26 protein-coding genes and 1 pseudogene are annotated in these 22999 nt (G+C 71.0%); 13 read left to right on the plus strand and 14 right to left on the minus strand.

Annotated elements, in window-relative coordinates; genetic code table 11:
• Positions 1-42: 42 nt before the first annotated feature.
• Both ABZ693_RS00580 and ABZ693_RS00585 read right to left on the minus strand, forming a co-directional pair.
• Positions 43-300 (minus strand): WhiB family transcriptional regulator, encoded by a 258-nt coding sequence (locus ABZ693_RS00580; RefSeq protein ID WP_003953983.1) that lies wholly within the window; start codon positions 298-300, stop codon positions 43-45.
• 317 nt (positions 301-617) lie between these two features.
• Positions 618-1586, minus strand: a complete 969-nt coding sequence (locus ABZ693_RS00585) for a diacylglycerol/lipid kinase family protein (protein WP_359871748.1) — start codon at positions 1584-1586, stop codon at positions 618-620.
• 74 nt (positions 1587-1660) lie between these two features.
• On the opposite strand from ABZ693_RS00585, the gene ABZ693_RS00590 reads away from it, so the two are divergent.
• Positions 1661-2152, plus strand: a complete 492-nt coding sequence (locus ABZ693_RS00590) for a hypothetical protein (RefSeq protein ID WP_359871751.1) — start codon at positions 1661-1663, stop codon at positions 2150-2152.
• Between the two features lie 105 nt (positions 2153-2257).
• On the opposite strand, the gene ABZ693_RS00595 is transcribed toward ABZ693_RS00590, so the two are convergent.
• From ABZ693_RS00595 to ABZ693_RS00605, 3 genes are all read right to left on the minus strand, one after another.
• The gene (locus ABZ693_RS00595; RefSeq protein ID WP_435842310.1) at positions 2258-3277 is read right to left on the minus strand and encodes an RNA polymerase sigma factor SigF; all 1020 of its coding nucleotides are present in this window, start codon (positions 3275-3277) and stop codon (positions 2258-2260) included.
• Positions 3274-3687 (minus strand): ATP-binding protein, encoded by a 414-nt coding sequence (locus tag ABZ693_RS00600; RefSeq protein ID WP_359871754.1) that lies wholly within the window; start codon positions 3685-3687, stop codon positions 3274-3276. The genes ABZ693_RS00595 and ABZ693_RS00600 overlap by 4 nt, the downstream gene beginning before the upstream one ends.
• 193 nt (positions 3688-3880) lie before the next feature.
• Complete coding sequence (locus ABZ693_RS00605; protein ID WP_359871756.1) at positions 3881-4141, minus strand: UBP-type zinc finger domain-containing protein; 261 nt, start codon at positions 4139-4141, stop codon at positions 3881-3883.
• Between the two features lie 113 nt (positions 4142-4254).
• Between ABZ693_RS00605 and ABZ693_RS00610 the strand changes: the two genes are divergently transcribed.
• A complete protein-coding gene (locus tag ABZ693_RS00610) occupies positions 4255-5850 on the plus strand; it encodes a Na+/H+ antiporter (RefSeq protein ID WP_359871758.1) in 1596 nt (531 codons plus the stop codon).
• Here ABZ693_RS00610 and ABZ693_RS00615 read toward each other — a convergent pair.
• Together ABZ693_RS00615 and ABZ693_RS00620 are read right to left on the minus strand one after the other, a co-directional pair.
• On the minus strand, positions 5832-6800 hold the full coding sequence (locus tag ABZ693_RS00615) for a 1-aminocyclopropane-1-carboxylate deaminase/D-cysteine desulfhydrase (RefSeq protein WP_359871760.1): 969 nt from the start codon (positions 6798-6800) through the stop codon (positions 5832-5834). The genes ABZ693_RS00610 and ABZ693_RS00615 overlap by 19 nt on opposite strands.
• An 86-nt stretch (positions 6801-6886) precedes the next feature.
• Positions 6887-7477, minus strand: coding sequence for a peptidoglycan recognition protein family protein (locus ABZ693_RS00620; RefSeq protein ID WP_359871762.1), 591 nt, complete (start codon positions 7475-7477; stop codon positions 6887-6889).
• Positions 7478-7809: 332 nt separating this feature from the next.
• Here ABZ693_RS00620 and ABZ693_RS00625 point away from each other — a divergent pair, with 332 nt between their 5' ends.
• From ABZ693_RS00625 to ABZ693_RS00645, 5 genes are all read left to right on the plus strand, one after another.
• Positions 7810-9225, plus strand: coding sequence for a family 2B encapsulin nanocompartment shell protein (locus ABZ693_RS00625; RefSeq protein ID WP_359871764.1), 1416 nt, complete (start codon positions 7810-7812; stop codon positions 9223-9225).
• A 109-nt stretch (positions 9226-9334) separates the two neighbouring features.
• Positions 9335-10387 carry a family 2 encapsulin nanocompartment cargo protein polyprenyl transferase gene (locus ABZ693_RS00630; RefSeq protein ID WP_359871766.1) on the plus strand — a complete coding sequence of 351 codons (1053 nt, stop codon included), beginning with the start codon at positions 9335-9337 and terminating at the stop codon, positions 10385-10387.
• 103 nt (positions 10388-10490) lie between these two features.
• Positions 10491-11075, plus strand: coding sequence for a dihydrofolate reductase family protein (locus tag ABZ693_RS00635; RefSeq protein WP_359871768.1), 585 nt, complete (start codon positions 10491-10493; stop codon positions 11073-11075).
• A 26-nt stretch (positions 11076-11101) separates the two neighbouring features.
• Positions 11102-11308: a hypothetical protein gene (locus ABZ693_RS00640; protein WP_359871770.1), complete on the plus strand. Its 207-nt coding sequence runs from the start codon at positions 11102-11104 to the stop codon at positions 11306-11308.
• 190 nt (positions 11309-11498) lie between these two features.
• A complete protein-coding gene (locus ABZ693_RS00645) occupies positions 11499-11918 on the plus strand; it encodes a DUF6304 family protein (protein WP_359871772.1) in 420 nt (139 codons plus the stop codon).
• An 83-nt stretch (positions 11919-12001) separates the two neighbouring features.
• Here the strand turns inward: ABZ693_RS00645 and snpA are convergent, their stop codons facing one another.
• A complete protein-coding gene (snpA, locus tag ABZ693_RS00650; RefSeq protein ID WP_359871775.1) occupies positions 12002-12637 on the minus strand; it encodes a snapalysin in 636 nt (211 codons plus the stop codon).
• 143 nt (positions 12638-12780) lie between these two features.
• On the opposite strand from snpA, the gene ABZ693_RS00655 reads away from it, so the two are divergent.
• Positions 12781-13731, plus strand: coding sequence for a LysR family transcriptional regulator (locus ABZ693_RS00655; RefSeq protein WP_359871777.1), 951 nt, complete (start codon positions 12781-12783; stop codon positions 13729-13731).
• 31 nt (positions 13732-13762) lie between these two features.
• Here ABZ693_RS00655 and ABZ693_RS00660 read toward each other — a convergent pair whose 3' ends face one another.
• A complete protein-coding gene (locus tag ABZ693_RS00660; protein ID WP_359871779.1) occupies positions 13763-14416 on the minus strand; it encodes a class I SAM-dependent methyltransferase in 654 nt (217 codons plus the stop codon).
• A gap of 73 nt (positions 14417-14489) precedes the next feature.
• On the opposite strand from ABZ693_RS00660, the gene ABZ693_RS00665 reads away from it, so the two are divergent.
• The 4 genes from ABZ693_RS00665 (at position 14490) to ABZ693_RS00680 (ending at position 17900) form a co-directional block, all read left to right on the plus strand.
• Positions 14490-15119 (plus strand): hypothetical protein, encoded by a 630-nt coding sequence (locus ABZ693_RS00665; protein WP_359871781.1) that lies wholly within the window; start codon positions 14490-14492, stop codon positions 15117-15119.
• A 94-nt stretch (positions 15120-15213) separates the two neighbouring features.
• The gene (locus ABZ693_RS00670) at positions 15214-16002 is read left to right on the plus strand and encodes a hypothetical protein (RefSeq protein ID WP_359871783.1); all 789 of its coding nucleotides are present in this window, start codon (positions 15214-15216) and stop codon (positions 16000-16002) included.
• 27 nt (positions 16003-16029) lie between these two features.
• Complete coding sequence (locus ABZ693_RS00675) at positions 16030-17205, plus strand: sensor histidine kinase (protein ID WP_359871785.1); 1176 nt, start codon at positions 16030-16032, stop codon at positions 17203-17205.
• Positions 17202-17900, plus strand: a complete 699-nt coding sequence (locus ABZ693_RS00680) for a response regulator (RefSeq protein WP_359871787.1) — start codon at positions 17202-17204, stop codon at positions 17898-17900. The genes ABZ693_RS00675 and ABZ693_RS00680 overlap by 4 nt, the downstream gene beginning before the upstream one ends.
• 244 nt (positions 17901-18144) lie before the next feature.
• On the opposite strand, the gene ABZ693_RS00685 is transcribed toward ABZ693_RS00680, so the two are convergent.
• The gene (locus ABZ693_RS00685; RefSeq protein ID WP_359871789.1) at positions 18145-18636 is read right to left on the minus strand and encodes a hypothetical protein; all 492 of its coding nucleotides are present in this window, start codon (positions 18634-18636) and stop codon (positions 18145-18147) included.
• Between the two features lie 3 nt (positions 18637-18639).
• Here ABZ693_RS00685 and ABZ693_RS00690 point away from each other — a divergent pair, with 3 nt between their 5' ends.
• Complete coding sequence (locus ABZ693_RS00690) at positions 18640-18939, plus strand: hypothetical protein (RefSeq protein WP_359871791.1); 300 nt, start codon at positions 18640-18642, stop codon at positions 18937-18939.
• Between the two features lie 59 nt (positions 18940-18998).
• On the opposite strand, the gene ABZ693_RS00695 is transcribed toward ABZ693_RS00690, so the two are convergent.
• The 4 genes and pseudogenes from ABZ693_RS00695 to ABZ693_RS00710 all read right to left on the minus strand — a co-directional run bounded on the left by ABZ693_RS00695 (position 18999) and on the right by ABZ693_RS00710 (position 22875).
• Complete coding sequence (locus ABZ693_RS00695; RefSeq protein WP_359871793.1) at positions 18999-20549, minus strand: AAA family ATPase; 1551 nt, start codon at positions 20547-20549, stop codon at positions 18999-19001.
• A gap of 144 nt (positions 20550-20693) precedes the next feature.
• Positions 20694-20906 (minus strand): annotated as a pseudogene (locus tag ABZ693_RS00700) (ASCH domain-containing protein); the annotation flags it as partial.
• An 81-nt stretch (positions 20907-20987) separates the two neighbouring features.
• Positions 20988-21518 (minus strand): NUDIX domain-containing protein, encoded by a 531-nt coding sequence (locus ABZ693_RS00705; RefSeq protein WP_359871795.1) that lies wholly within the window; start codon positions 21516-21518, stop codon positions 20988-20990.
• A 1-nt stretch (position 21519) separates the two neighbouring features.
• A complete protein-coding gene (locus tag ABZ693_RS00710; RefSeq protein WP_359871797.1) occupies positions 21520-22875 on the minus strand; it encodes an NsdA family TPR-like regulatory protein in 1356 nt (451 codons plus the stop codon).
• Positions 22876-22999: the final 124 nt, after the last annotated feature.

Here is a 22999-nt window from a genome sequence, read left to right on the forward strand (position 1 = left end):
ACACGATGTGCGCGCCGCCGACCTCAGTCCGTAACGGGTGGCTCAGGCGCTGGCGTTGCGCGCCCGGTTGCGGGCGGCGCGGCGCTTCATCGCGCGGCGCTCGTCCTCGCTGAGGCCACCCCAGACGCCGGAGTCCTGGCCGGACTCGAGCGCCCACTGCAGGCACTGCTCCATGACGGGGCAGCGGCGGCAGACGGCCTTGGCTTCCTCGATCTGCAGCAGCGCAGGACCGGTGTTGCCGATGGGGAAGAACAGCTCGGGGTCTTCCTCACGACAAACGGCGTTGTGACGCCAGTCCATGGCTGCTACCTCTCTTGGTGCTACTTGCAGGATGCTTGTGAATGTGAACGCTTTCACGAATCCCTCGACAAGGGAAGGGCCGACTGCCAGGTGAACTGGTGTGGTCCTGAGTTTGAGGAGGGGTTCTGGCTTTCAGTGGAGGCTGGTCTTGCGAGCCGTCCCGATCGCCAAGAAGAGACTCGCAAACCTCGGCAGCGGATACAACCCCTTCTGGAAAGTTTTTTTGGAATCCTCGGTGTCGGCTCCGTCACAGCCGTACATCTAGGGGGTGGATGGCAGCCTAAACGTTCGAGTGGAAGGACTTTCGGTCCTTCTGGTCACACAATCACACGCAGTGCACGGCGTACGCCTGTGAACGTCACGCTCGTACGCAGTCCGAGGTGGTCTCCGTCCATCTGGAGGGGGAGCGGCACCTTCGAATGCAAGGTGAAGTCGGTGAGGTCGTGCAGGGATATCGCGTGCTTGCCGCGCGGCCCGCGCTCCGGGGTCGACGTGAGCAGCTGGGTGCCGATCCGGGCCACCGACGCGGTCGACAGCCGGCTCAGTCCGAGCACGTCGAGCGCCGTGTCGAAGGACGCCTCCGGAGAGGCGTATACCGGACGGTTCCCCAGGTAGGTCCAGGGGGAGGTGTTGCAGATGATCGCGAGGACGAGATCCTCCACCGGATTTTCACCCGGGCGCTCCAGGGTGATCGTCCCATGCCGGCGGTTCCGCTCGCCCAGGAGCTGACGCATCACCTGACGCACATAGAGCGCGTGCGTCGAACGCTTGCCGCGTTCGCGCTGCTGTTCGACCCGGCCGATCACGCTCGCGTCGAAACCGAGCCCCGCGCAGAAGGTGAACCAGCGCTCCGGCACCGCCTCGTCCTCGGTGCCCGGCGTCCCGGACGCGAGCCCGAGGCTGACCGTCCGGGTGCGCCGCTCGCGCAGCGCGTCGAGCAGGGCGCCGGTGGCCTCGACGGCGTCGTTCGGCAGACCGAGCGCCCGCGCGAAGACGTTGGTGGAACCGCCCGGCACCACCGCGAGCCCCGGCAGCCGCTCCGGGTCGGGCCCGCCGTGCAGCAGCCCGTTCACCACCTCGTTGACCGTGCCGTCGCCGCCGAGCGCGACCACGAGGTCGATGTCGTCCGACTCCGCGGCCTTGCGGCCCAGGTCACGGGCGTGTCCGCGGTACTCGGTGGTCACCGCGTCCAGCTTCATCTCGCTGGCCAGCGCGTGGATCAGCACGTCACGGGTGCGCGCACTGGTGGTGGTTGCTGCCGGGTTGACCACGAGAAGCGCGCGCATGACCGCCAGCGTACCTACCCGGCGGTACACGGGCCCACTCCGGTGCCGGACCCGCTCCGGCTACCCTGCCTGGTATGAGCAGTGCCGACAAGCGCAGTACGGAGCGGGGCGCGCGGCCCGCGAACCAGGGCTCCGACCAGGGCGCCGACCAGGGCCGGGACCAGGGTCCGCGGCCCGGGCGGCTCACCGCCGCCGCCGCGGTGGCCGGCCTTGAGGCCCTCGCCCTCCTGGCGGGCGGCCTCTACCTCCTGGTGACGACTCTCACCGGCGATCCCGGGGATCCGACCTCCGCCCTGATGGGCGCGGTCACCCTGATCGCGCTCGGGCTGATCCCGTTCGCCGCCGCCCGCGGACTGCTGCTGCGGCGCTCCTGGAGCCGCGGCCCCGCGGTGATCACCCAGATCCTGGCGCTGCCCGTCGCCTGGCAGCTGCTCCAGGCCGACAGCCTCATGATCCCGGCGGGCATCGTCCTGGCCGTGATCGCCGTGACCGGACTCGTCCTCCTCACGAGCCCCACCACCACCGAGGCGCTCGGCATCAGGCGCCCCGGCCAGGACGCTTCGTAACCGCGTCACCACCGTCATATGCCAGGACCCGCCGTCGGGAGCCGTGTGCTCCGGCGGCGGGTCCTGGCATATGACCGGTGTACGAGGTGCGGGGACGTCCCGTGCTCACTCCTCCACGAGGAGCTTGTCCCGCAGCTGCGCGAGGGTGCGCGCGAGCAGCCGGGACACGTGCATCTGCGAGATGCCGACCTCCTGCGCGATCTGCGACTGTGTCATGTTCCCGAAGAAACGCAGCAGCAGGATCCGCTTCTCCCGGGGCGGCAGGTCCTCCAGGAGCGGCTTGAGGGACTCCCGGTACTCGACCCCCTCAAGGGCCTCGTCCTCCGCGCCCAGGGTGTCCGCGACCGCCGGCGACTCGTCGTCCGTGTCCGGCACGTCCAGGGAGAGCGTCGAGTAGGCGTTCGCCGACTCCAGCCCCTCCAGGACCTCCTCCTCGGAGATCCCGAGCCGTTCCGCCAGCTCGTGCACCGTCGGTGAGCGCCCGTGCTGCTGGGACAGCTCCGCGGTCGCCGTCGTCAGCGAGAGCCGCAGCTCCTGGAGCCGGCGCGGCACCCGTACCGCCCAGCCCTTGTCGCGGAAGTGCCGCTTGATCTCGCCGACCACCGTCGGGGTCGCGTACGTGGAGAACTCCACCCCGCGGTCCGGGTCGAACCGGTCCACCGACTTGATCAGGCCGATCGTCGCCACCTGGGTCAGGTCGTCGAGCGGCTCGCCCCGGTTGCGGAAGCGCCGGGCCAGGTGCTCCACCAGCGGCAGATGCATCCGGACCAGCCGGTCGCGCAGCTCGGCGCGCTCGGGGGAGCCCTCCGGCAGGTCGCGCAGCTCGACGAAGAGGGCCCGGGCCCCGCTGCGGTCGTGCGGATCGGCGGCCTTGTGACCCGCCGCGTGCCCGGCCCGGTCCTCGGCGGTTTCTCCGGCGTGCTCGTCGCGGCCCGCGTCGGCCGCGCGCTCGCTCTCGTGGCCGCCCGGGGCGGACGGTTCCTTCGGCGCCGCGCCGTGCTGCTCGTGCTCGCTCATCTGGTCCGCCTGCTCCGCGTGATCCGTAGCGACCTCGTCGGCCCCGGCCTCCGGACGCGGCCGTGCCTGCTGTTCAGGGACGCCGGCCGTCGCCTCCCCGTTCCTCACGCCGGGCCTGGCCCCGCGCCGCGCTGTTTGTACAGGCTGATGGAGACCGTCCGGTCGTCGGCCACGGTCGACTCCACCTTCCCGGCGAGCGCCGAGAGCACCGTCCACGCGAAGGTGTCCCGCTCCGGCGCCCGGCCGTCCGTCGTCGGAGCCGAGACGGTGACGTCGAGCGAGTCGTCGATCAATCGGAACACGCAGCTCAGTACCGACCCCGGCACCGCCTGCTGCAGCAGGATCGCGCACGCCTCGTCGACGGCGATCCGAAGGTCCTCGATCTCGTCGAGGGTGAAGTCCAAACGTGCCGCGAGACCGGCCGTGGCCGTACGCAGCACCGACAGGTAGGCACCCGCAGCGGGCAGCCGGACTTCCACGAAGTCCTGGGTCCCGGGCTCGCCTGCGATCTGGGACACCCTCACCTCCAAGGTGGCACATGCTCTTTCGGGGTCCGGGGAGGAGCTCTCCGGACCGGGGGCGGTACGCGGTGGTCGCGCAGTCCGCCGAGACGCTATCGCGATCCTTCCCGCCGTGTCGCCAGGGGTCCGGAAGGACCGCCTCCACTCGGCGGCCGCGGGAGAATCCGCGGAGGGGTGACGTACCCAGCCCTCAGACGATCGAACCGTCCACGAAGCACCAGCGCCAGTGTTCGCCCGGTTCGAACGTACGCATCACGGGGTGCCCGGTGGCGCCGAAGTGCGCGGTCGCGTGCCGCCCCGCCGAGGAGTCGCAGCACCCCACGTGCCCACAGCTCAGACAGAGCCGCAGCTGGACCGGGTGCGTGCCCTCGGCCAGACACTCGGGGCAGGTGGGGTTCAGCGGCTCCGGAACCGGGCGCGGCAGTTCGGCAATATGCGGGCACTCGCTCATGGTCGCCAGGTTACGTTGTGGCACGAGGGGCGTACGCGACCCGCGGAAGCCCGTGACGGGACCCGACGGGACCGACAAGGACGCGACGGCCGGGGAGACGAGGGCGGGCAGGCATGGACGCGTTGCAACTGGTGGCACTGGTCGCGGCGAGCGCCGCCGTCGCGGGCTTCGCCCGCCGGACCCCGGTGCCCGCGCCGCTGCTCCTGGTCGCGGTCGGGCTCGTCGCCTCGTACGTGCCGGGCGTCCCGGACTACACCCTCGACCCGCACATCGTGCTGCCGCTGATCCTGCCGCCGCTGCTCTACACGGCCGCGGTCGAGTCCTCGTACCTCGATCTGCGCGCGAACATCCGGCCCGTCGCCCTGCTCTCCGTCGGCTACGTGCTCTTCGCGACGGTCGCGGTGGGCTGGCTCGCGTACGCCCTCGTGCCCGATCTGCCGCTGACCGCCGCGCTGGTGCTCGGCGCGGTCGTGGCCCCGCCGGACGCGGTCGCCGCCACCGCCATCGCCCGCAAGCTCGGGCTGCCTGGCCGGATCACCACCATCCTCCAGGGCGAGTCCCTGGTGAACGACGCCACCGCCATCACCGCGTACAAGGTCGCCCTCGCCGCCGCGGTGGGGGAGGGCATCAGCTGGGCGGGCGGGCTCGGCGAGTTCGCGCTCGCGGCGGTCGGCGGCATCGGCGTCGGTCTGATCCTCATGGTGCCGATCCACTGGCTGCGCCGGCATCTGCGCGAGGCGCTGCTCCAGAACACGCTGTCGCTGCTCATCCCCTTCGTGGCCTATGCCGCGGCCGAGGAGGTCGGCGCCTCCGGAGTCCTCGCGGTCGTGGTGGTCGGCCTCTTCCTGGGGCACCGGGCCTGGCAGGTCGACTTCGCCACCCGGCTCCAGGAGGAGGCGGTGTGGAAGATGGTCGCCTTCGTCCTGGAGTCCGCCGTCTTCGCGCTGATCGGCCTCCAGCTGCCGTACGTGGTGCAGGGCCTCGGCCCGTACGGGATCGGGGAGGCCGCCGGGTACGCGGCCGGGGTGTTCGTCTTCGTGGTCGTGGTGCGCTTCGTCTGGGTCTTCCCCGCCACCTTCCTGCCCCGGTGGCTGTCCGTCCGGATCAAGGAGCGGGAACCGGAGGTGGGCTGGCAGGCGCCGGTGGTCGTCGGCTGGGCCGGGATGCGCGGGGTGGTCTCGCTGGCCATCGCGTTCTCCATCCCGGTCGTGGTGAACGGCGGCGAGCCGTTCCCGGCCCGCAACCTGGTGCTCTTCCTGACCTTCACCACGGTCATCGGCACCCTCGTCGTCCAGGGCCTGACCCTGCCGCCGCTCATCCGGGTCCTGAGACTGCCCGGGCGTGACCGCTACCAGGAGACCCTGGTCGAGGCGCAGGCCCAGAGCGAGGCGTCCCAGGCCGCCGAGGAGCGGCTGGCGGTCCTGCTGGAGGACGAGCGCAACGTCCTGCCGGGGCCGCTGGCCGACCGGCTCCGTACGGTCATGGAACGGCGCCGCAACGCCGTCTGGGAGCGGCTCGGCGCGGTCAACGAGCTCACCGGCGAGACCGCCGACGACACCTACCGGCGGCTGGCCCGCGAGATGCTCGACACCGAGCGCGAGGTCTTCGTACGGATGCGCGACGCCCGGCGGATCGACGACGAGATGATGCGCACGCTGCTGCGCCGGCTCGACCTGGAGGAGGCGGCGGCCTACCGGGAGACGGACTGAGGCGCGGAGCCGGACCCGGATTCGGGGCCGCGGCCGGTGGGCTCCGGCGCGCCCGTGATCACGGCGGCGATCCGGGTGCCGGGGGCGAAGACGCCCTCGGCGGCCAGCGTCACCACCCCGTGCAGCATTTTGGCCACATACAGTCGTTCGATGGCGAGTGTGCGCCATGGACCATGCCGCTCTTCGAAATCCTGTGCGAAAGCGTCGAGTTCCGGGGTGGTACGGGCGTAGCCGCCGCAGTGGAAGCGCTCGTCGAGCCACCAGTCGCCGCGCGGGCCGCCGAACGCCGTCTCCTGGAGCGCCCGGACCTCCGCGCCGAGGAAGCCGCCCTTGAGGACCGGGACGCCGAGCGCCCGCTGCCCCGGGGCGAGTCCGGCCGCGAGGCCCGCCAGGGTGCCGCCGGTGCCCACCGCGACGGCCGCCACGTCGGCTTGCCCCGCCAGCTCGCGGCCGAGTTCCACGCAGCCCTGGACGGCGAGGGAGTTGCTGCCGCCCTCCGGGACGACGTACGTCCGCGGCGGGGCGCCGGCCAGCGCGAGCAGTCGGGCCAGGGCCTCGGGCCGGTGCTTCTCGCGGTACGTGGCGCGGTCGGCGAACACCAGCCGCATGCCGTCGGCGGCGCACCGCGCGAGCGACGGGTTCAGCGGCCGGCCGGCCAGCTCGTCGCCCCGGACGACGCCGATCGTGGCGAAACCGAGGAGCCGGCCGGCGGCGGCCGTGGCCCGCAGGTGGTTGGAGTACGCGCCGCCGAAGGTGAGCACCGGGCGTCCCGCGGCGGCGCGGAGGTTGGGCGCGAGCTTGCGCCACTTGTTGCCGGGCAGGTCGGGATGGATCAGGTCGTCCCGCTTGAGCAGCAGGGACAGTCCGTACCGGGTGAAGCGCTCGTCCTCCACCGGCTCCAGAGGGGACGGGAGCCGGGGCCGCAGGCGGGCGGGATCGAACGCGTTCACCCGGACATTGTCGCCGGTCGGAATGCCGGTCGGAACAGCGGCCGGAACGGAGGTCGGAGCGTCGGGCGCGGGGGTCCGGGACCCGGTCAGCGCAGCAGTTCCGCGACCCGCTCCCGCATCGACGCCATGGTGAAGCCGCGCGGATCCACCTTGCCGGGCTGCCATTCCAGGTGGCCGATGACCGAGCGCTGGTTCCAGCCGTGCGCCCGGCAGACCGCCGCCGCGGCCTTCGCGATGGCGTCGAGCTGCACCTTGGGCCAGGGGTCCTTGCCGTCGCCCAGGTTCTCGCACTCGAATCCGTAGAAGTAGCGGTTGCCGTCGGTGGTGGCCTCGTTGTCCGGCGGGAGGCCCTGTTCGGCGATGACCGCGCGCAGGACGTCGGCGTCGCCGGCGCCCGCGTGGTTGGCCCGGCCGTAGCCGACCAGATGGACCGTGCCGTCCTTGGCGATCACGCCGTGGCACAGCGGCCCCGGCAGGGACGCGTAGCCGTCCCGGCAGATGCGGACGGTGCCGTCGATGCCCTGGGTGACGGTGTGGTGGATCATCACGCCGTGCACGGGACCCCAGGGACCCTTGGTGTTGCGGTTGTGGTGACTCCAGTCGCCGACCTCGACGACCGTCAGACCTTCGTCGCGCAGTGCGGAGAGGAAGCGGCTCGCGGACATGGGTGTGGCCATGACCGGCTCCTTTCAGGCCAGGCACGCGAGTGTGCGATGCCTCTTCCGGAGTACCGGAGGGCCGAGCTCCGTTGCCATCTGTTCGGGCGGTGTGCGAGCCGATCCGGACAGGGTGCAGCTGGTTCGCGGCCGGATCGTGCGGGGCTCGTCCCCGCGGTGCGCGCCCGTACGGGTGACCCGTATGGGTGCATTACGGAGCGGGCGGGGGTGGAAGGCGCGCGCTCTGCCCCGATCGGGTGTCTTTCACACCCACTCTTTTGTGTAATGGTGCGCACACGGTCCGTGCTGAAAGGCTTCCTCTCTCGCAGATGTGTCGTACGAGAGGGAGTTCCATGTCCGTTGGTTCGGTTGACGGCGGGATCCGCGCGGATCAGACCGCACCGCAGCAGAGTCTCGGCACCGCCGCCGCGCGGAACCTCGCCAGCACCACCAAGTCGGCCCCGCAGATGCAGGAGATCACCTCCCGCTGGCTGCTGCGGACGCTGCCGTGGGTACAGGTGAACGGTGGTGCGTACCGGGTGAACCGGAGGCTCAGCTACGCGGTCGGCGACGGCCGGGTCACCTTCGTGCAGACCGGTGGGCGGGTCGCCGTCATCCCCGCCGAACTCGGCGAACTCCCCGCCCTGCGCGGCTTCGACGACGCGGCCGTCCTCGACGAACTGGCGGCCCGCTGCCGTCAGCGCGACTACGCGGCGGGCGAGGTCATCGCCACCCGCGGCGAGTCCGCCGACCGGGTCCACCTGCTCGCGCACGGCAAGGTCGAGCGGGTCGGCGAGGGTCCGTACGAAGAGGAAACGATCCTCGGAGTCCTCGCCGACGGCGCCTACTTCGGCGAGGACGCGCTCACCGACGCGGACGCCACCTGGAAGTGGACCGCCCGGGCCGCCACCGCGGTCACGGTCCTGGAACTCACCCGCACCGAGGTGCTGAACCTCGCCGAGCGGGCCGGCAGCCTGGCCGGTCGGCTCGCGGAGTTCGCCGCGCTGCCCCAGCGGCCCGCCAACGCCTACGGCGAGGCGGCCATCGACCTGTCCGCCGGCCATGTCGGCGAGGCCGTCATCCCGCACGCCTTCGTGGACTACGAGGCGTCCCCGCGGGAGTACGAGCTGAGCCTCGCCCAGACCGTCCTGAAGGTCCACACGCGCGTGGCCGACCTCTACAACCACCCGATGAACCAGACCGAGCAGCAGCTGCGGCTCACGGTCGAGGCGCTGCGCGAGCGCCAGGAGAACGAGCTGGTCAACAACCAAGAGTTCGGCCTCCTCGCCAACTGCGACTACGGCCAGCGCGTCCAGCCGCACGACGGCGTGCCCGGCCCGGACGACCTGGACGAGCTGCTCTCCCTGCGCCGGAACTCCCGGCTGTTCCTGGCCCATCCGCTGGCCATCGCCGCCTTCGGGCGCGAGCTCAGCCGGCGCGGGCTGGTCCCCGGCTCGATCGACGTCGACGGCACCCGGATCACCACCTGGCGCGGGGTGCCGATCTTCCCGTGCGACAAGATCCCGGTCACCGACAACGGCACCACCTCGATCCTCGCCATGCGTACGGGCGAGTCCGACCAGGGCGTGATCGGTCTGCACCAGACCGGTCTCCCGGACGAGATCGAGGCCGGCCTGTCCTGCCGCTTCATGGGCATCGACGAGCAGGCGATCATCTCCTACCTGGTCACGGCCTACTTCTCGGCCGCCGTCCTCGTCCCCGACGCCCTCGGCGTCCTGGAGAACGTGGAGATCGGCCGCCGGCACTGAGCCGCGCGCCGCGCGCCGGGCGGGGGCACCGCCGAACCGCCCCCGCCCCCGCCCCGGCGCCCGCCCGCTCCTGCCCGCCCGTGCCGTGACGAAGGTGACTGCGAACAACATGACCACGATCAGCGTCGACGCCGCGACGACCGGGGAACGGAGCGCCCTGCTGCTCCTGGACCGGGTGCGCGGCGTCGTCGGCCCCCGGCTGCGCGAGGCCGTCGACACCCTGCCCGGCGAGCTGCGGCGCATCGCCGCGTACCACTTCGGCTGGGAGGAGGCCGACGGCGGCCCGGCCGCCGGACCGGCCGGCAAGGCCATCCGGCCCGCCCTGGTGCTCGCCGCCGCGCGGGCTCTCGGCGGCGACCCGGACCCGGCGGTGGGGGCCGCCGCCGCGGTGGAGCTGGCGCACAACTTCACCCTGCTCCACGACGACATCGTCGACGAGGACCCGACCCGGCGGCACCGGCCCACCGCCTGGGCGGTGTTCGGCCTCGCCGACGCGCTGCTCGCGGGCGACGCGATGTCCGCGCTCGCGCTGCGGCTGCTCGCCGAGGACTCCCATCCGGCGGCCGCGCCGGCGCTGGCCCGGCTCGCCGACTGCGTCGTCGAGCTGTGCGCGGGCCAGCAGACGGACTGCGCCCTGGAGCGCCGCCCGCCGCACGAGGTCTCCGTCGCCGAGGTGACGGTGATGGCCACCGCCAAGACCGGTGCCCTGCTCGGCTGCGCCTGCGCGCTCGGCGCGCTGTACGCGGGGGCGGACGAGGAGGCGGTCGCGGCGATGGACGCCTTCGGCCGGGAGGCCGGGCTCGCGTTCCAGCTGATCGACGACCTGATCGGCATCTGGGGCGACCCCGGGCGTACGGGCAAGCCCGCCGGAGCCGACCTGATGGCCCACAAGAAGTCGCTGCCCGTGGTCGCCGCGCTCGCCTCCGGGACCGCGGCGGGCGAGGAGCTGGCCGCGCTGTACGCCCGTCCGGCGCTGGACGCCGAGGCGGTCGTGGCGGCGGCGGACGCGGTGGAGCGGGCCGGTGGTCGCGACTGGGCGCAGAGCCAGGCGGCGGAGCGGATGGCGAGCGCGGTGGAGCAACTGTCCCGGGCCGTCCCCGACTTGTCGGCCGCGGGGGATCTGCTGGCGCTCGCGGAGTTCGTGACGCGGCGCAGTCGCTGAGGGGCCGGCGAAAGAGTCTTGCGTAACCACTCCATCTGGAGCACTATGGATGCAGTGGTCAACGCGACCACGCCTCTCGTGCCCCCGACGGAAAGAGACCGGCTTGCGCAAGCTCACGTACTACGTCGCCTGCTCCCTCGACGGATTCATCGGCGACCCGCACGGCGACGCCTCGTCCATGTACGCGTTCATGGACGAGGAGTACGCCGCCTTCATGAACACGGAGTACCCGGAGACGGTCCCGACCGCCTTCCGGGAGCCCGCGGGCCTCGTCGGAGTGCCCGGCCGGCGCTTCGACACGGTCGTCCAGGGCATGGGCTCGTACCGTCTGGCCCTGGACGCCGGCGTCGCCAGCCCGTACGCCCACCTCCGGGAGATCGTCGCGAGCCGCACGCTCGCCGAGTCGCCCGACCCGAACGTCGAGCTGGTCCGCGGCGACCTGGCCGCCCGCGTCCGGGAACTCAAGGCCGAGGACGGCCCGCTCGGCATCTGGCTCTGCGGCGGCGCCGAGGTCGCCGGACAGCTCGTCGACGAGATCGACGAGCTGGTCGTGAAGTCGTACCCGCAGGTGTACGGCTCCGGCCTGCCGATGTTCGCCGCGGGCTTCGCGCTCCGCGACTTCGCCCTCGACGAGGTGCGCACCTTCGGCAACGGGGTCGTGGTGCGCACGTACACCAGGAGGCGGTGACCGGGGCGCCGCCCTACCCTGGAGGCATGGCTGCCGAGGTGCCGCGGACGACGCGCGACCCCCGCGCCGAGCCGTTGTGCCCGGCGTGCGGGGAACGGCGGGGGCTGGTCGCCAGGCGGCACAAGGTCCTCGGGGCCTGGGTGCCGGAGTGGGATGTGCTGCCGTGCCGCAATCCGCGCTGCGAGCTGTACGAGGCGGCCGATCCGGCCGAACCCTCCGGGCGGGCCGGCTGAGCCGCGTACGCCTGCGTTCGCGGGCCGCGGGTCCGATGCCGCCGCTGACGCCCCGCGCTTTCACGCCCGATGTCGGCGCGCGTGCCCCTCTATCACGGGGGCGGCCGCGAAGACCGGCGAGAACGGGAGAAGTCCGGCTGCCGGGTGACCGGCCGCGCGCAGGAGCCGGTCATACCGCTACAGTCCGCGCATGTCATCGGAGTCGACACAATTCTGGACCGGCTGGTACCGGGACCGCCGTGGTGCGGAATCCATCGTCATCACGGCCGACGGGGGCCACGTGGCCACCCGTATCAGGGGAATCGAATACGCGGGCGCGAGTTTCGCCGCCCTGCACGCGGCGGACACGGACGGACCGGCCCTGACCGGGTGCGTCCTGGAGTGGGACCTGCCGCTCCCCGTCCTCGCGGACGGCGCCGCCGAGCAGGCGACGCTCAGCTGCCTGCTCACCCTCGGCGAACGCGCCGACCTCAGCCTCACGCTGCACTACGCGGGCGCCGCCTTCGAGTCCGGCATCGCGGGCGGCGATTTCGGCGAGGCGCTCGACCGGGTCCGGCGCCAGCTGCCGCCCGGGTCCGAGTTCGGCGGCAGGCTGGCCCAGGCCGCCTGAGCCGGAGACGCGACAGGACGACCCGTACGGCTGAAGGGGCCGTACGGGTCGTCCTTTTTACGAGACCGGGGCCGGGCCTGCGGTCAGCCGACCTTGAGGGCCGAGGTCAGCCCGTACTGCCACAGCTGGTTGACGCGGGCGCGCTCCGTGGCGTTCGGGCTGGAGTTCGTGCAGGACGTGCCGGGCCCGCCGCCGGACATCAGCTCGCTGCACGGCCCGCTGTAGTGGTCGGGGAGGCCGAGCACGTGCCCGGTCTCGTGGGCGGTGACGCGGGTGGAGTTGTACTGCTGGTTCTGCGCGTAGTCGAGGAAGATGTAGCCGTTGCCGTGTCCGTCGGTGCTCGCGTACGAGCCGCGGGAGTCGTTCCCCTCGTAGTACGCGAAGTCGGGGTTGGAGCCCTCGGCCAGCTTGACGTTGGTCACCGAGCTGTTCCATATCTGGGCCGAGCGGGAGATCACCGAACGGAAGCTGGGAGCGTTCGCGGTGCTGTAGACCACCGTGACGGCGGCGGCACCGGGCGCGGCGGCCCGCTTCTTCGCGACCGAGGCGAGCACGGCGTCGAAGAACGCCTGGTTGGCCTTGGCCTCCGCGACCGAACCGGTGTAGCCGGCGCCCGGGGCAGGTGCCGCGGCGGCGGCCGGGCCCGCGGTGGCGGTGAGCGTGAGGCCCGCGCCGAGGGCGGCGGTCAGCACGGACGTGAGGATCTTCGGGTGTCGCATGGGGGCTCCTCTTGTGGGGGTTCAGCAGAGTGTCAGGGGAGTCGGGGGGCCACGGGAATGATGCCGTTCAGTGATAACTCCGTGAAATCACTGGCGAGTTGACGCTCTGGTGCGCCGAGAGGCCCCGGCCTACCCTCGGGGCCATGGAGCTGGAGGTGAGGCATCTACGGGTGCTCTGCGCCATCGCGGACAGCGGCAGCCTGCACAAGGCGGCCCGTCAACTCGGTGTCAGTCAGCCGTCGTTGACCAACCAACTGCACCGCATCGAACAGGCCCTCGGCGCCGAGCTGTTCTCCCGCGGCCGCACCGGCTGCCACCCCACCCCGCTCGGCCGCACCGTCCTCGGCCGGGCCCGCCCCCTCGTCGACGGCATGACCACGCTGATCACCGAGACCCGGGCCGCCGCCGCCCGCGCGGCCGGCCCGCTGCTGCGCGTCGGCTCCACCGCCAGCCGCGCCCTGCCCGGCTGGCTGCGCCGGCTGCGCCACGACCTCGCCACCGACGTGTCGCTGCGCGTGGACGTCTCCGCGAACGACCTGCTGCGCACGGTCGCGGGCGGCGGGCTCGACGTGGCCTTCGTCCACGAGGTGGAGGGCTGCCCGCTGCGCGTCCCGGACGGCCTGCGCGGGCGCGTACTCGTCGAGCGGGAGCCCCAGTTCATCTCGATGGCCCCCGACCATCCGGCCGCCGCGCACGAGGTCGTGGACCTCGCCGACCTGGCCGACGACCGGTGGACCGTGGACCCGGCCGTCGACGGCGAATGGGACGGTCTGCGCCGCGTCCTGGCCGGCGCGGGCCTCGACCCGCCGGTGCTGCACGCCGACTACCACACCGCCGCGACGCTCATCGTCCACGGCGAGGCCGTCGGCCCCTGTCAGCCCACCTCGGGCCCGCGCGACGACATGGCCATCCGCCCGCTGCGCGGCGACCCGCTGGCCGTCCGGCTGCTGCTCTTCGCGGCGCCCGGCATTCCCCTCGACCGCCCGTACACGGCGCTCACAGCCGCCTATCGCGAGGCCGCCCTGCGCGCGACTCCGTACCGCCGCTGGCTCCACGCGGGCGGCACGGCGGGCCCCTGCCTGGACATGGCCTGACCTGGAGACGGGCTGAGCGGACCCTCGGCGATCAGCGGCGCCGGGCGAAGACCAGGGCGCCGAGCCGGCTCTCGGCGGACGCCAGGGTGGTCTGGGCCTCGACGGCGAAACCGGCCTCGTCGAGCAGGGCCGCCAGCCGGTCCGGGCGACGCAGATGCACGTACACCTTCATCGGGTGGCCGCCGTAACCCTCGGTCTTCAGCCGCGACCCGTCGCCGACGTGGAACGCGAGCAGCAGCGGGGCGCCGGGGCGCAGGGCCCGCTGGAAGTGGCCGAGAACGGACGGGACTTCGGCGTCGGGCACATGGATGAGCGAGTACCAGGCGACGAGCCCCGCCACCGAGGCGTCGGCCAGGCCGAGCGCGGTCATCGAGCCGGTCTCGAAGCGCGTGCCGGGATGCTCGCGCCGGGCCACCTCGACCATCGCGGGCGACAGATCGATGCCGTACGCGTCCACGCCCAGACCGCGCAGATACGCCGTGATCCGCCCCGGCCCGCACCCCACGTCCACCACCGTGCCCCCGCCGCCGTCCCGCACCGACGCGGCGAACAGCGCGAGCGCCGACCGCTCGTGGGGCGTCTCGTCGAGCAGATCGCGCAACAGGTCCGCGTAGCTCGCCGCGACGGTGTCATACGACGCGCGGGTGTCGTCCAGCCAGTCCGGGGTGTCCGTGTCGTCTTCCACGCGCGCAGGGTACGCGCCGACGCGGCCTGATACACGGGTGCGCCGCCGGCCGGGGATGCCGCACACTCGGCGGATGATCGTGCTGCAGCCCGTCGTGGAGACCTGTCCCGCCGAGGGCTTCGACCTCTGGCCGGTGGCCCCGTACGAGCCCTACGGCTTCCTTCCGCTGAGCGGCGCGATGAGCCCCGCCGAGGTGGGCCTGGCGGTGATGTGCGTCGCCGCCTGCAACAACGTCGAGGAGGCGCCCCGGAGCGGGGATCCGCTCGGAGACTTCCTGCGTGGACTGCTCACCCTGGACGACCTGTACGCGGCCGGCGGCCTGCGGGTCACCGACACCGCCACCGGCCTCGCCCTGACACCGGGCTGCCGCAACGGCCTGGACGAGCGCGGCGATTGGGACGCGGTCCTCGATGTCCGCGGCCGGGCCGGCTTCGGCCACGACCCCTCCCCGCTCGCCGAACGCGTCGGCGCCACGGTGCGCCTGACCCCCGACACCGAGCAGCCGGACAGCCCCGTGATCGAACTGCCCGTCGACACACTGCCCTTGCTGCTCGCCGGCGCGGAGCGCGACCTGGCCGACTTCCTCCGCCTGGCGACCGACTGGGCGGCCGCACACCTCGCCGACCGCGCCGCCCCGGTGTCCGCCGCCCTCGCCCGCGCCCTCGCCGTGCCCCTCGGCACCGAACCCGGCGGGCTCGGCTGAGCGTCGCCGGAGGGCGGGTCATACCCGGGTCTGATGCCGCGGTCCATTCCCTGCTCCGACGCCCTCGGGGAGGGCTGCGGGGCATCGTCGGGGCATGACGAATCGAACGGTCTTCGTGGGGACGTGGGGGCAGGGCGTCGGCGGCCGGCTGCGCACCGCGCTCCCCGTGGAGCAGATGGGCGTGTCCGGCTTCCCCGGCCGATGGGTGGGCGGCACCGCGATGGTGCTGGGCCCGCTCCTGATGCTGGCCGGGGCACTCCTGCGGGTGCGCGTCCCCTTCTTCTATCCCGACCAGCTCGCCGCGTACCAGGACCATCCGACGCTGATGGCGAGTGCGTACGGGCTGTTCGCCGCCGGCACCGTGCTGCTCTGGCCCGCCGCGGCCGTCCTCGCGGCCCGGATCGGCGCGCGGAGCGCGGGCTGGGGCCTGTGGGGCGGAACGCTGGTCGTCTTCGGCCTGTTCGCCCGGACCTTCCACGCGGGGGTGGACCACGAGGCGTTCCAACTGGCCCGATCCCAGGGCGCGGTGGCCGCCACCGAGGCGGTGTCCGCCGGCTACGGCGCCTTCCATGTCTTCGCCACGCTGAATCTCGCCATCCTCGCCGGCTGGATCGTCCTCGCTCTCGGCGCCTGGCGCACCCGCGTCCTGGGCCCGGTGCGGGCCGCCGCGCTCGGCCTGACGGCGATGCTGCCGCTCGGGGTCCTCAAGGGCACGACGCCGCTGTCGCTGGTGGCCCTGGCCGGGCTGTGCGCCGGGCTGGTGCCCCTGGGCCTCGCCCTGCTGCGCGAGGGGCCGCGGCCGAGGCGGGCGACGGTGCTGCGCTGGGTGCCGCTGACCGTGGTGGCCCTCGCGGCGATGACGCTGATCGGACAGGTTGGCTGAGTGATCGCGTACGGATACCGTCCGGGGGTGAAGACCACGGGCGGCGCGCACCTCCCGCTCCTCGACCTCGCCACGGGAGCGGTCCTGACGGCGGTCTACGTCGGCTTCGCCCGGATGGACGCCGAGGACGGCCAGGCGTACTTCACCGGCCCGTTCTGGCTGGGCTGCCTGATCGCCGCGGCGGTCGGCCTGCCCCTCGCCGTACGCCGTCGCCGGCCGCTGCCCGTGCTCGGCGTGATCCTCGCCGCGCTGGTGGCCGCCTCGTTCCTGGACCTGGTGCGTGAGCCGTACGCGGCGGCCGGCCTGGCGGCCTACCTGGTCGGTCTCGCCGAACCCGCGCGCCGTTCCGTGCCCGCCCTCGCCCTCGCGCCGGCGGTGGCGGGCGGCGCGGTCTACCTCGACGCGGCGGTGGTCACGCCGACCGAGGACCCCCAAGGAGCCCTCGGCCTGGTCGCGCTCGTGGTGCTGGTGATCGGCGGCGCCTGGAGCGCGGGCTTCGTCGTGCGGGGCCGGCGGGCCGAGGCCCGGCGGCGGCAGCGGCTGCGGGCGGAGCGGGCCCTGGAGGAGGAACGCCTCCGGATCGCCCGGGAGTTGCACGACATCGTCTCGCACAACCTCAGCCTCATCGCCGTCAAGGCGGGCGTCGCCGCCCATGTCGGGGACGCCGATCCGCGGGAGGCGGTGGCCGCGCTGAAGGTCATCGAGGAGACGAGCCGCTCCGCGCTGGCCGAGATGCGGCGCACGCTGGGTGTCCTGCGCGGCCAGGACGCGCCGCTCGTACCGGCGCCGGACCTCGGCGGCCTCGACGCGCTGGCCGGCGAGGCGCGACGGGCCGGGGTGGACGTCGATCTGGAGGTCCGCGGCCTGGAGACGCAGGGAGCGGCCGGCCTCACCGAGAGCCTGCGGACGACCGTCTACCGGATCGTCCAGGAGGCGGTCACCAACGTCGCGCGGCACGCCGCCCCGACCCGCTGTGCGGTCAGGGTCGTGGCGGACGCCCGCGAGATACGCGTCGACGTCACCGACGACGGTCCGCCGGCCGGCCGCGGCCGGCCCCGCCGCCGGCTACCGGGCGGGCACGGTCTGATGGGCATGCGGGAGCGGGCCCTGCTGTACGACGGCACCTTCGAGGCCGGACCCCGGCCGGAGGGCGGCTTCGCGGTGTCCGTCCGGCTGCCGAGGGACAGGGAGCACCCCGTATGACCGACGAGCCCCTCCGGGTGCTGGTCGCCGACGACCAGGCGATGGTGCGCGGCAGCTTCCGGGTCCTCGTGGAGCACACGCCCGGCATGACGGCCGTGGGAGAGGCCGCGAACGGCGCGGAGGCCGTCGAGCTCGCCCGCCGCGAACGCCCGGACGTCGTCCTGATGGACATCCGCATGCCGGAACTCGACGGCGTCGAGGCCACCCGCCGCATCTGCGCCGACCCGGACCTGGCCGGCACGCGGGTCCTCGTCCTCACCACCTTCGACCTGGACGAGTACGTGTACGGCGCCCTGCGCGCGGGCGCGGCGGGCTTCCTCCTCAAGGACACCCCGCCGACCGACGTCCTCACCGCCGTCCGGGTCGTCGCAGCGGGCGACTGCCTGCTCGCACCCTCGGTGACGGGCCGGCTGATCGCCGAATTCGCCCGCCGCCCGGAACCGGGACGGCCGCCCGCCCAGGCCCTGGACGGGGTGACGGACCGGGAGCTGGAGGTGCTCGGCCTCATCGCCCGCGGCCTGTCCAACACGGAGCTCGCCGCGCACCTCCACCTGAGCCTGGCCACGGTCAAGACCCACATCGGCCGCCTACTCGCCAAACTCCGCGCCCGCGACCGCGCCCAGCTCGTCATCGTCGCCTACGAGACGGGCCTGGTCACCGCCCGCGCCCACGTCCCCGGCCACGCGCCGTCCTGACCCCGCACGGGTACACCGAAGGGGCCCGGCCGGCGAGCGGTCGGGCCCCTTCAGGGCAGGTGGAGAGACGGAAGGTCAGGCCTTCTTGGTCTCCTAGTAATGGGGCGGGTCGGTGACCTGCGGCGATGATGGCCGCAGGTCGCTGACCTGGTCTTTTGGTGATGGGTGGCGATGGGGTGCGACGGTCTTGATCGGGTGTCCTGCGGACTGTGTGCGGACTGCCGCATCCCCGCTCTGGGGGAAGTCAGTCAAGGAAGGCCCCGCGGACGAACGCTTCGTCTGATGCCAGGGCGTGGTACGTCACGCCTTCCCACCCGTTCCGCTGTACCGCAAGGCGGGTGTGCGCCTCGGAAGCAAGATAGTCGCGGACCATGGTCTCGCCGCCGGCTCGGAATTGAGCGGTGAGAATCTGTCGAATGTTGGCCAAGGTTCTGTTGGCTTGCACGGCGTAGAGACTTCCCAATTTAAGGAGTTCGAAGTGATGATGGACCCGTGACGCGAGCAAGTCGTCCCATCCAGCGGGGGCAAGTGTGAAGAATTCAAGCCTCACAATTTCTTCGTGAATTACCCGCGCCTGGAGCCATCTTTCGCTGTCAATCCTGTCTACGTATGGGTGTAGCAGTGTATCCTCGGCGCATGTAGCCTCGTAGTCGCCTTTGAGGGTATTGCAGTCGCCGCAAGCTGGTACCAGGTTGAGAGGGTCGACGCAGAGCGTTGGAAACTTACTCTTCGGCATGACGTGATCAAGCTGTCGGACAATTCCGTGTCCGCACAATGGGCAGCGCTCATCGGTAGGTTTAGCCATGAGCTCGTCGTAAATTATGCGACAAGGTCCGCCCTTCCGCACCATTCCGTTGACGTACAGCCACCGCACAGCATCTTTTCCGTCCACTTCAGGGATCTGGAAGTCGGACGACTGGAGATCGTGAAGATTTCCGGAGAATGTGGAGTCGTGAAATTTCTGCGACGATTCCTTTACTTTTTCGATGGCGTTGATGAGCTTGGTTTTGCGCTTTTCTTCGCCGAATTGACGGACTAGAGATATGCAGATTGCGTAAGTCTCTTCTCCGGTCCGCGAGGGCGGATCTAGCGGCCACATCAACGGCGTCCGGGGTTACTGGCCTTCTCGGCGAGAAGGATTCGCACCAGTCCCTTTGCTTCCCCGCCAAGGCGCCCGCCGAAGTGAGCCAAGACCTCGTCGTACGTGTTCAGGTCGCCTACAGCTTGTTCAATTTCGGCATGGAAGCCAGACTCGCGGACCTCAAGTCCGAATATTTCGTGCGTAAGTACGCCTACATTCTCGCCAAATGTCTCGATGCGCGGCCTTTGGGGTTGCGCGTAGGGGCGATTTATCTTCCAGACGCAGGAGCTTGGCACTTCCTGCAGGACTACAGGGGAGTGGGTGGCAACGATGGCGACGCCATTTCGGACAGTCATTAGGTCTGACAGGGCCCTAATGAACGCCGAGAGCAATGGCGGATGCAAGTGGGCTTCCGGTTCATCCAGCAGGACGAGGGACTGCTCGGCCACGGTCTCAACGAGTCGCGTGATGGTGAGCAGGACGATCGCGTGCCCGGAACTGAGCTCGGAGAATAGTTGTCGGGCGGAGTTCGTTAGGTATTCAGAATCGGCATTTGCGTCGGCGAGCTGACTGGCGAGTTCGAGGACTGCAGAATCCGAGAACTGAGGGTCGCTGCTTAGCCGGTGAAGGGCGGAAAACCAGTGCTTCATGAGTCCAGATGCACGAATCTCGACAGCTGAGCGAGCGAATTCGAGCCCTAGATCGAATGGTGTCTTCCTGCCGTCCGGGTGGTTACCGTCTCCGAGGCCGATGTAGACGTGTTTGACGCCAGAGCTTCCGCCGCTGGGGATGCTTATGAAGGGGTCGAAGGCGCTGAAGGTAACAGATACCACGTTGACGAATCGCTCGCTGGCGACGCCTCCGTTAATTGGCAGGTGATCGATATTCCCGAAGGCTGGCAGATAGATGGTCGGAGGCTTGACGGATGCCTGCGCAATGTTTTTCAAGAGTGTGGTCTTTCCGACACCGTTTCTTCCTATTACAACATGGATGTTGCTAGGCGGGTTAGAGTGCGGAACTACTTCAAACTCGAAAAAGGAGGGGGCTTGTGATGGGGCATGCTGATGCGAGGTGTATCGAAACCTGTAGCCGGTCAGTACCCGGCCTCCCCTTGCGGCTCGCCTAAATTGAGTCAGGACGGTTTGGGGTTCGATCCCTCTCAGGAGTGACGTCTCAGTCACTCGTTGAGTTGAGGCGACCAGGAAGGCGTCGTGACTGAATGCAATATCCCCTAGGCTTCCAAGGATTTCCTCCCTGATGGCGGCGCCGAGATGCTGTAGCCTTTCGTAGTAATCGAGATCGCCGACTGAAAACCACTGGGGTGGCTCGTCGCGTGAATTTAGGGCTTGGAACGCCACGCCCTGAAGTGGGCTTGGGCCGGTTGGCTGTCCGACGCATGCGATCTTGACCTTGCCGATGTAGAGAGGAACGCTCCCGTCGCCGCTGGTGAACCAAAGGTCGAAGGTTGTGCGGTAGCCGAAGTCGTCCCAAGCGTCTGGAACCAGAGTCACGACACGCGGACCCACAGTTGAGGGCGTTCTTCCGTGATCCACAACCACGAATTGCATGAGACTCCTCGGCGTGTGCTGTTGTGGGGACGGCGGCGAGCATCGAAACCATATCTCGCCGTATGCCAGAGCCAGCTGGTTGCCGCTCGGCTACTTCTGCTGGGGCAGCGAGCTCACACCAATGTCCCTGGCGGGCGGCTCGATCTCGAAGTTGGGGTACTCGGTGACGCGGAGGGCCTCGACGTCGCAGGGCTCGTCGGTGTCCTTGATGCGGAAGCGGATGGTGCCGCCGGCTGCGAGGTCGGCGAGGTGCGGGTACTTGACCCGCACCTCGATGGTCTTGGCGCCTGCGGCGACGAGCTCGAAGTATTGGCGGTAGAGGTTGAGCTCGCGAACGCGGACGGTGCGGTCGGTCATGGGGGAGGCAACGCTCCTGGAAGACGGTCCGGTCATCAGGCGGCTGACCCTCGGCAGCCGAGGACGAATAGTGGAGTGCCTCTATTGCCAGCCGTCGAGGGAGACTTCCGGGCCGCCCGCGAGGTACTGGTGGAGGGCGCTTGAGGTGGTGTCCACGAAGTTCTCGGGGATGGTGCCGGCGTCGACCCAGCGAACCTGGGAATGCTTGCGGGGTTCGCGGTTCTCCGGTTCGCCGGTCCATTCGTGGGCGGCGAAGACGACGGTGAGGAAGCCGTTGGGAGCTTCGACGCCCCAGGCGCCGTGGATGATCTGGGCGACTTTGAGGGACTCGGGCTTCACCGTGAGGCCGGTCTCCTCGTAGAGCTCTCGGACCGCGGTCTCGGTGATGGGCTCGCCCGGTTCGCTCTTGCCGACGGGGAGGTCCCACATGCCCTGGGCGAACTTGGCGTTCTCGCTGCGCTGGAGGAGAACGACGCGGTTGGTGGCCTTGTCGTGGACGATGACTGCGGCGACCAGCAGGGTCATGGATTCGAGCGCCGGCTTGAGGGCCTTCGGCTGGTCGTCGGTCTGCTGGGGCACGGGGTTCCCTTCGTCGGGCCGGTTGCTGGGCATGTTAGGCGAGCGCCTCGCGGGCGCGGCGGGCGAGATCGGCGGCGCCCGGTACCTTGCGCCGCTGGTAGACCGCGAGGGTGGAGCGGATCGAGGTGATCGCCTTGCGCGTGCGGTCGGAGGTCATGCCTTCCATGAGGACCAGGGCCTGCGTCCAGGCGGCGACGGCTTCGTCGGCGCGGGCTTGGGCGGCGAGGCTGTCGCCGAGGTCTGCGTGGGTGAGGGCGTGGACGCGCTTGTACTTCTCCGGGTCCCAGCGGGTGAGGGCGTTGCGGTGCTGCTGCTCGGTGCCGATGTGGTCGGCGAGGTCGGTCAGGGTGCGGGCGGTGTGGCTGGCCACGGTGCCTGCGGCGGGACCGCTCACACGGGAGTAGCTGGGCTGGGGGCCGTCGTCCCGTAGGAGGGCGTCCTCGGCAGCGAGTAGGGCGCGCGCGGCCAGGGAGTTCTCGTCGGTGGCGGCGTAGGCGCGAGCGTGGGTGATGTGGAGGAGGGCCTCGGTCTGACCGTCGACGTGGCCGAGACCTGTGCGTAGGGCGCCTTCGACGAGGTCGACGCAGTGGTGGGGCTGTTTGAGGCTGAGGGCCTGGTGGGCGAGGGCGCGCATCATCCAGGCGGCGTGGCCGTGGGGGTCGGCTTCGCAGGCGAGCTTGTAGCCGACCTGGTAGTAGCGCTGGGCGGCGCCTTCCTGGCCGAGGTCGTGGTGTTTCCAGCCTGCGAGGTAGGCGAGTTCGGCGACGGCGCCGAAGGCGGCCCGGCGTAAGGCTTCGCTGGGGAAGCGTCCGCGCAGCATGGGGGCGGCTGTGTCGGCGAGGTACGCGGTGACGGTGGTCAGGCCGTGTCCGCCGCCGAGGCGCTCGTCGGCGGCGCTGAAGGCCGTGGTGATCTGGCGTACGACGTCCACGTCCTCTGCGCCGACGAGGGACGTGCCGGTGCGGGCGCGGAGCATGCGGGCGGTGGCTTCGTGGTCGTAGCCGAGCGGCATGGAGGCGCCGGCGGTGGTGAAGGCCGCGATGGCGAGGAAGCGGCGGCGCTCGACGTCGGCGCGGCCCAGGTCGGTGGCGGCGAGGACGGGGTCGGCTTCCGCTGGCGCTTCGCCATCGCTGGTCTGGAGGCTGATCTCGGTCTGGGTGATCGTGCGCCCTGCTCGTCGGGACAGCGCCTCGGCCAGGTACTGGCCTACCCGGCCGGAGGGGGCACGGGTGCCGTTCACCCAGTGCGAGATGGCCGACTTGTTGGTCTGGAGGATCTCGCCGTTCTCTGCGGCGATACGTCGCACGTCTCGGGCGAGGGCCTCGTAGGTGCAGTCGACCGCCGCGATGGCGTCGCGCAGACGGGAGTTGGGTTCTCTCTGCGCCGCCACGACCGCCTCCGCCCTGGAGCTGTAAACCGCGTATACCGCTTCAACTGCCTTCTACCGTACCCACTGAGCGTGACCACCGGTTCACTTATCAGCAGCCGCCCGGAACGGCGTGACCGTAATCCAG

The organism is Streptomyces laurentii, assembly GCF_040635425.1.
Taxonomy (GTDB): Bacteria; Actinomycetota; Actinomycetes; order Streptomycetales; family Streptomycetaceae; genus Streptomyces; species Streptomyces laurentii.

Excerpts from the sequence above, each read along its gene's own strand:
- ABZ693_RS00580 (WP_003953983.1), bottom strand. The coding sequence starts at position 300 with ATGGACTGGCGTCACAACGCCGTTTGTCGTGAGGAAGACCCCGAGCTG.
- ABZ693_RS00585 (WP_359871748.1), bottom strand. The coding sequence starts at position 1,586 with ATGCGCGCGCTTCTCGTGGTCAACCCGGCAGCAACCACCACCAGTGCG.
- ABZ693_RS00590 (WP_359871751.1), top strand. The coding sequence starts at position 1,661 with ATGAGCAGTGCCGACAAGCGCAGTACGGAGCGGGGCGCGCGGCCCGCG.
- ABZ693_RS00605 (WP_359871756.1), bottom strand. The coding sequence starts at position 4,141 with ATGAGCGAGTGCCCGCATATTGCCGAACTGCCGCGCCCGGTTCCGGAG.
- ABZ693_RS00610 (WP_359871758.1), top strand. The coding sequence starts at position 4,255 with ATGGACGCGTTGCAACTGGTGGCACTGGTCGCGGCGAGCGCCGCCGTC.
- ABZ693_RS00620 (WP_359871762.1), bottom strand. The coding sequence starts at position 7,477 with ATGGCCACACCCATGTCCGCGAGCCGCTTCCTCTCCGCACTGCGCGAC.
- ABZ693_RS00625 (WP_359871764.1), top strand. The coding sequence starts at position 7,810 with ATGTCCGTTGGTTCGGTTGACGGCGGGATCCGCGCGGATCAGACCGCA.
- ABZ693_RS00630 (WP_359871766.1), top strand. The coding sequence starts at position 9,335 with ATGACCACGATCAGCGTCGACGCCGCGACGACCGGGGAACGGAGCGCC.
- ABZ693_RS00640 (WP_359871770.1), top strand. The coding sequence starts at position 11,102 with ATGGCTGCCGAGGTGCCGCGGACGACGCGCGACCCCCGCGCCGAGCCG.
- ABZ693_RS00645 (WP_359871772.1), top strand. The coding sequence starts at position 11,499 with ATGTCATCGGAGTCGACACAATTCTGGACCGGCTGGTACCGGGACCGC.
- snpA (WP_359871775.1), bottom strand. The coding sequence starts at position 12,637 with ATGCGACACCCGAAGATCCTCACGTCCGTGCTGACCGCCGCCCTCGGC.
- ABZ693_RS00655 (WP_359871777.1), top strand. The coding sequence starts at position 12,781 with ATGGAGCTGGAGGTGAGGCATCTACGGGTGCTCTGCGCCATCGCGGAC.
- ABZ693_RS00665 (WP_359871781.1), top strand. The coding sequence starts at position 14,490 with ATGATCGTGCTGCAGCCCGTCGTGGAGACCTGTCCCGCCGAGGGCTTC.
- ABZ693_RS00670 (WP_359871783.1), top strand. The coding sequence starts at position 15,214 with ATGACGAATCGAACGGTCTTCGTGGGGACGTGGGGGCAGGGCGTCGGC.
- ABZ693_RS00680 (WP_359871787.1), top strand. The coding sequence starts at position 17,202 with ATGACCGACGAGCCCCTCCGGGTGCTGGTCGCCGACGACCAGGCGATG.
- ABZ693_RS00685 (WP_359871789.1), bottom strand. The coding sequence starts at position 18,636 with ATGCCGAAGAGTAAGTTTCCAACGCTCTGCGTCGACCCTCTCAACCTG.
- ABZ693_RS00695 (WP_359871793.1), bottom strand. The coding sequence starts at position 20,549 with ATGCAATTCGTGGTTGTGGATCACGGAAGAACGCCCTCAACTGTGGGT.
- ABZ693_RS00705 (WP_359871795.1), bottom strand. The coding sequence starts at position 21,518 with ATGCCCAGCAACCGGCCCGACGAAGGGAACCCCGTGCCCCAGCAGACC.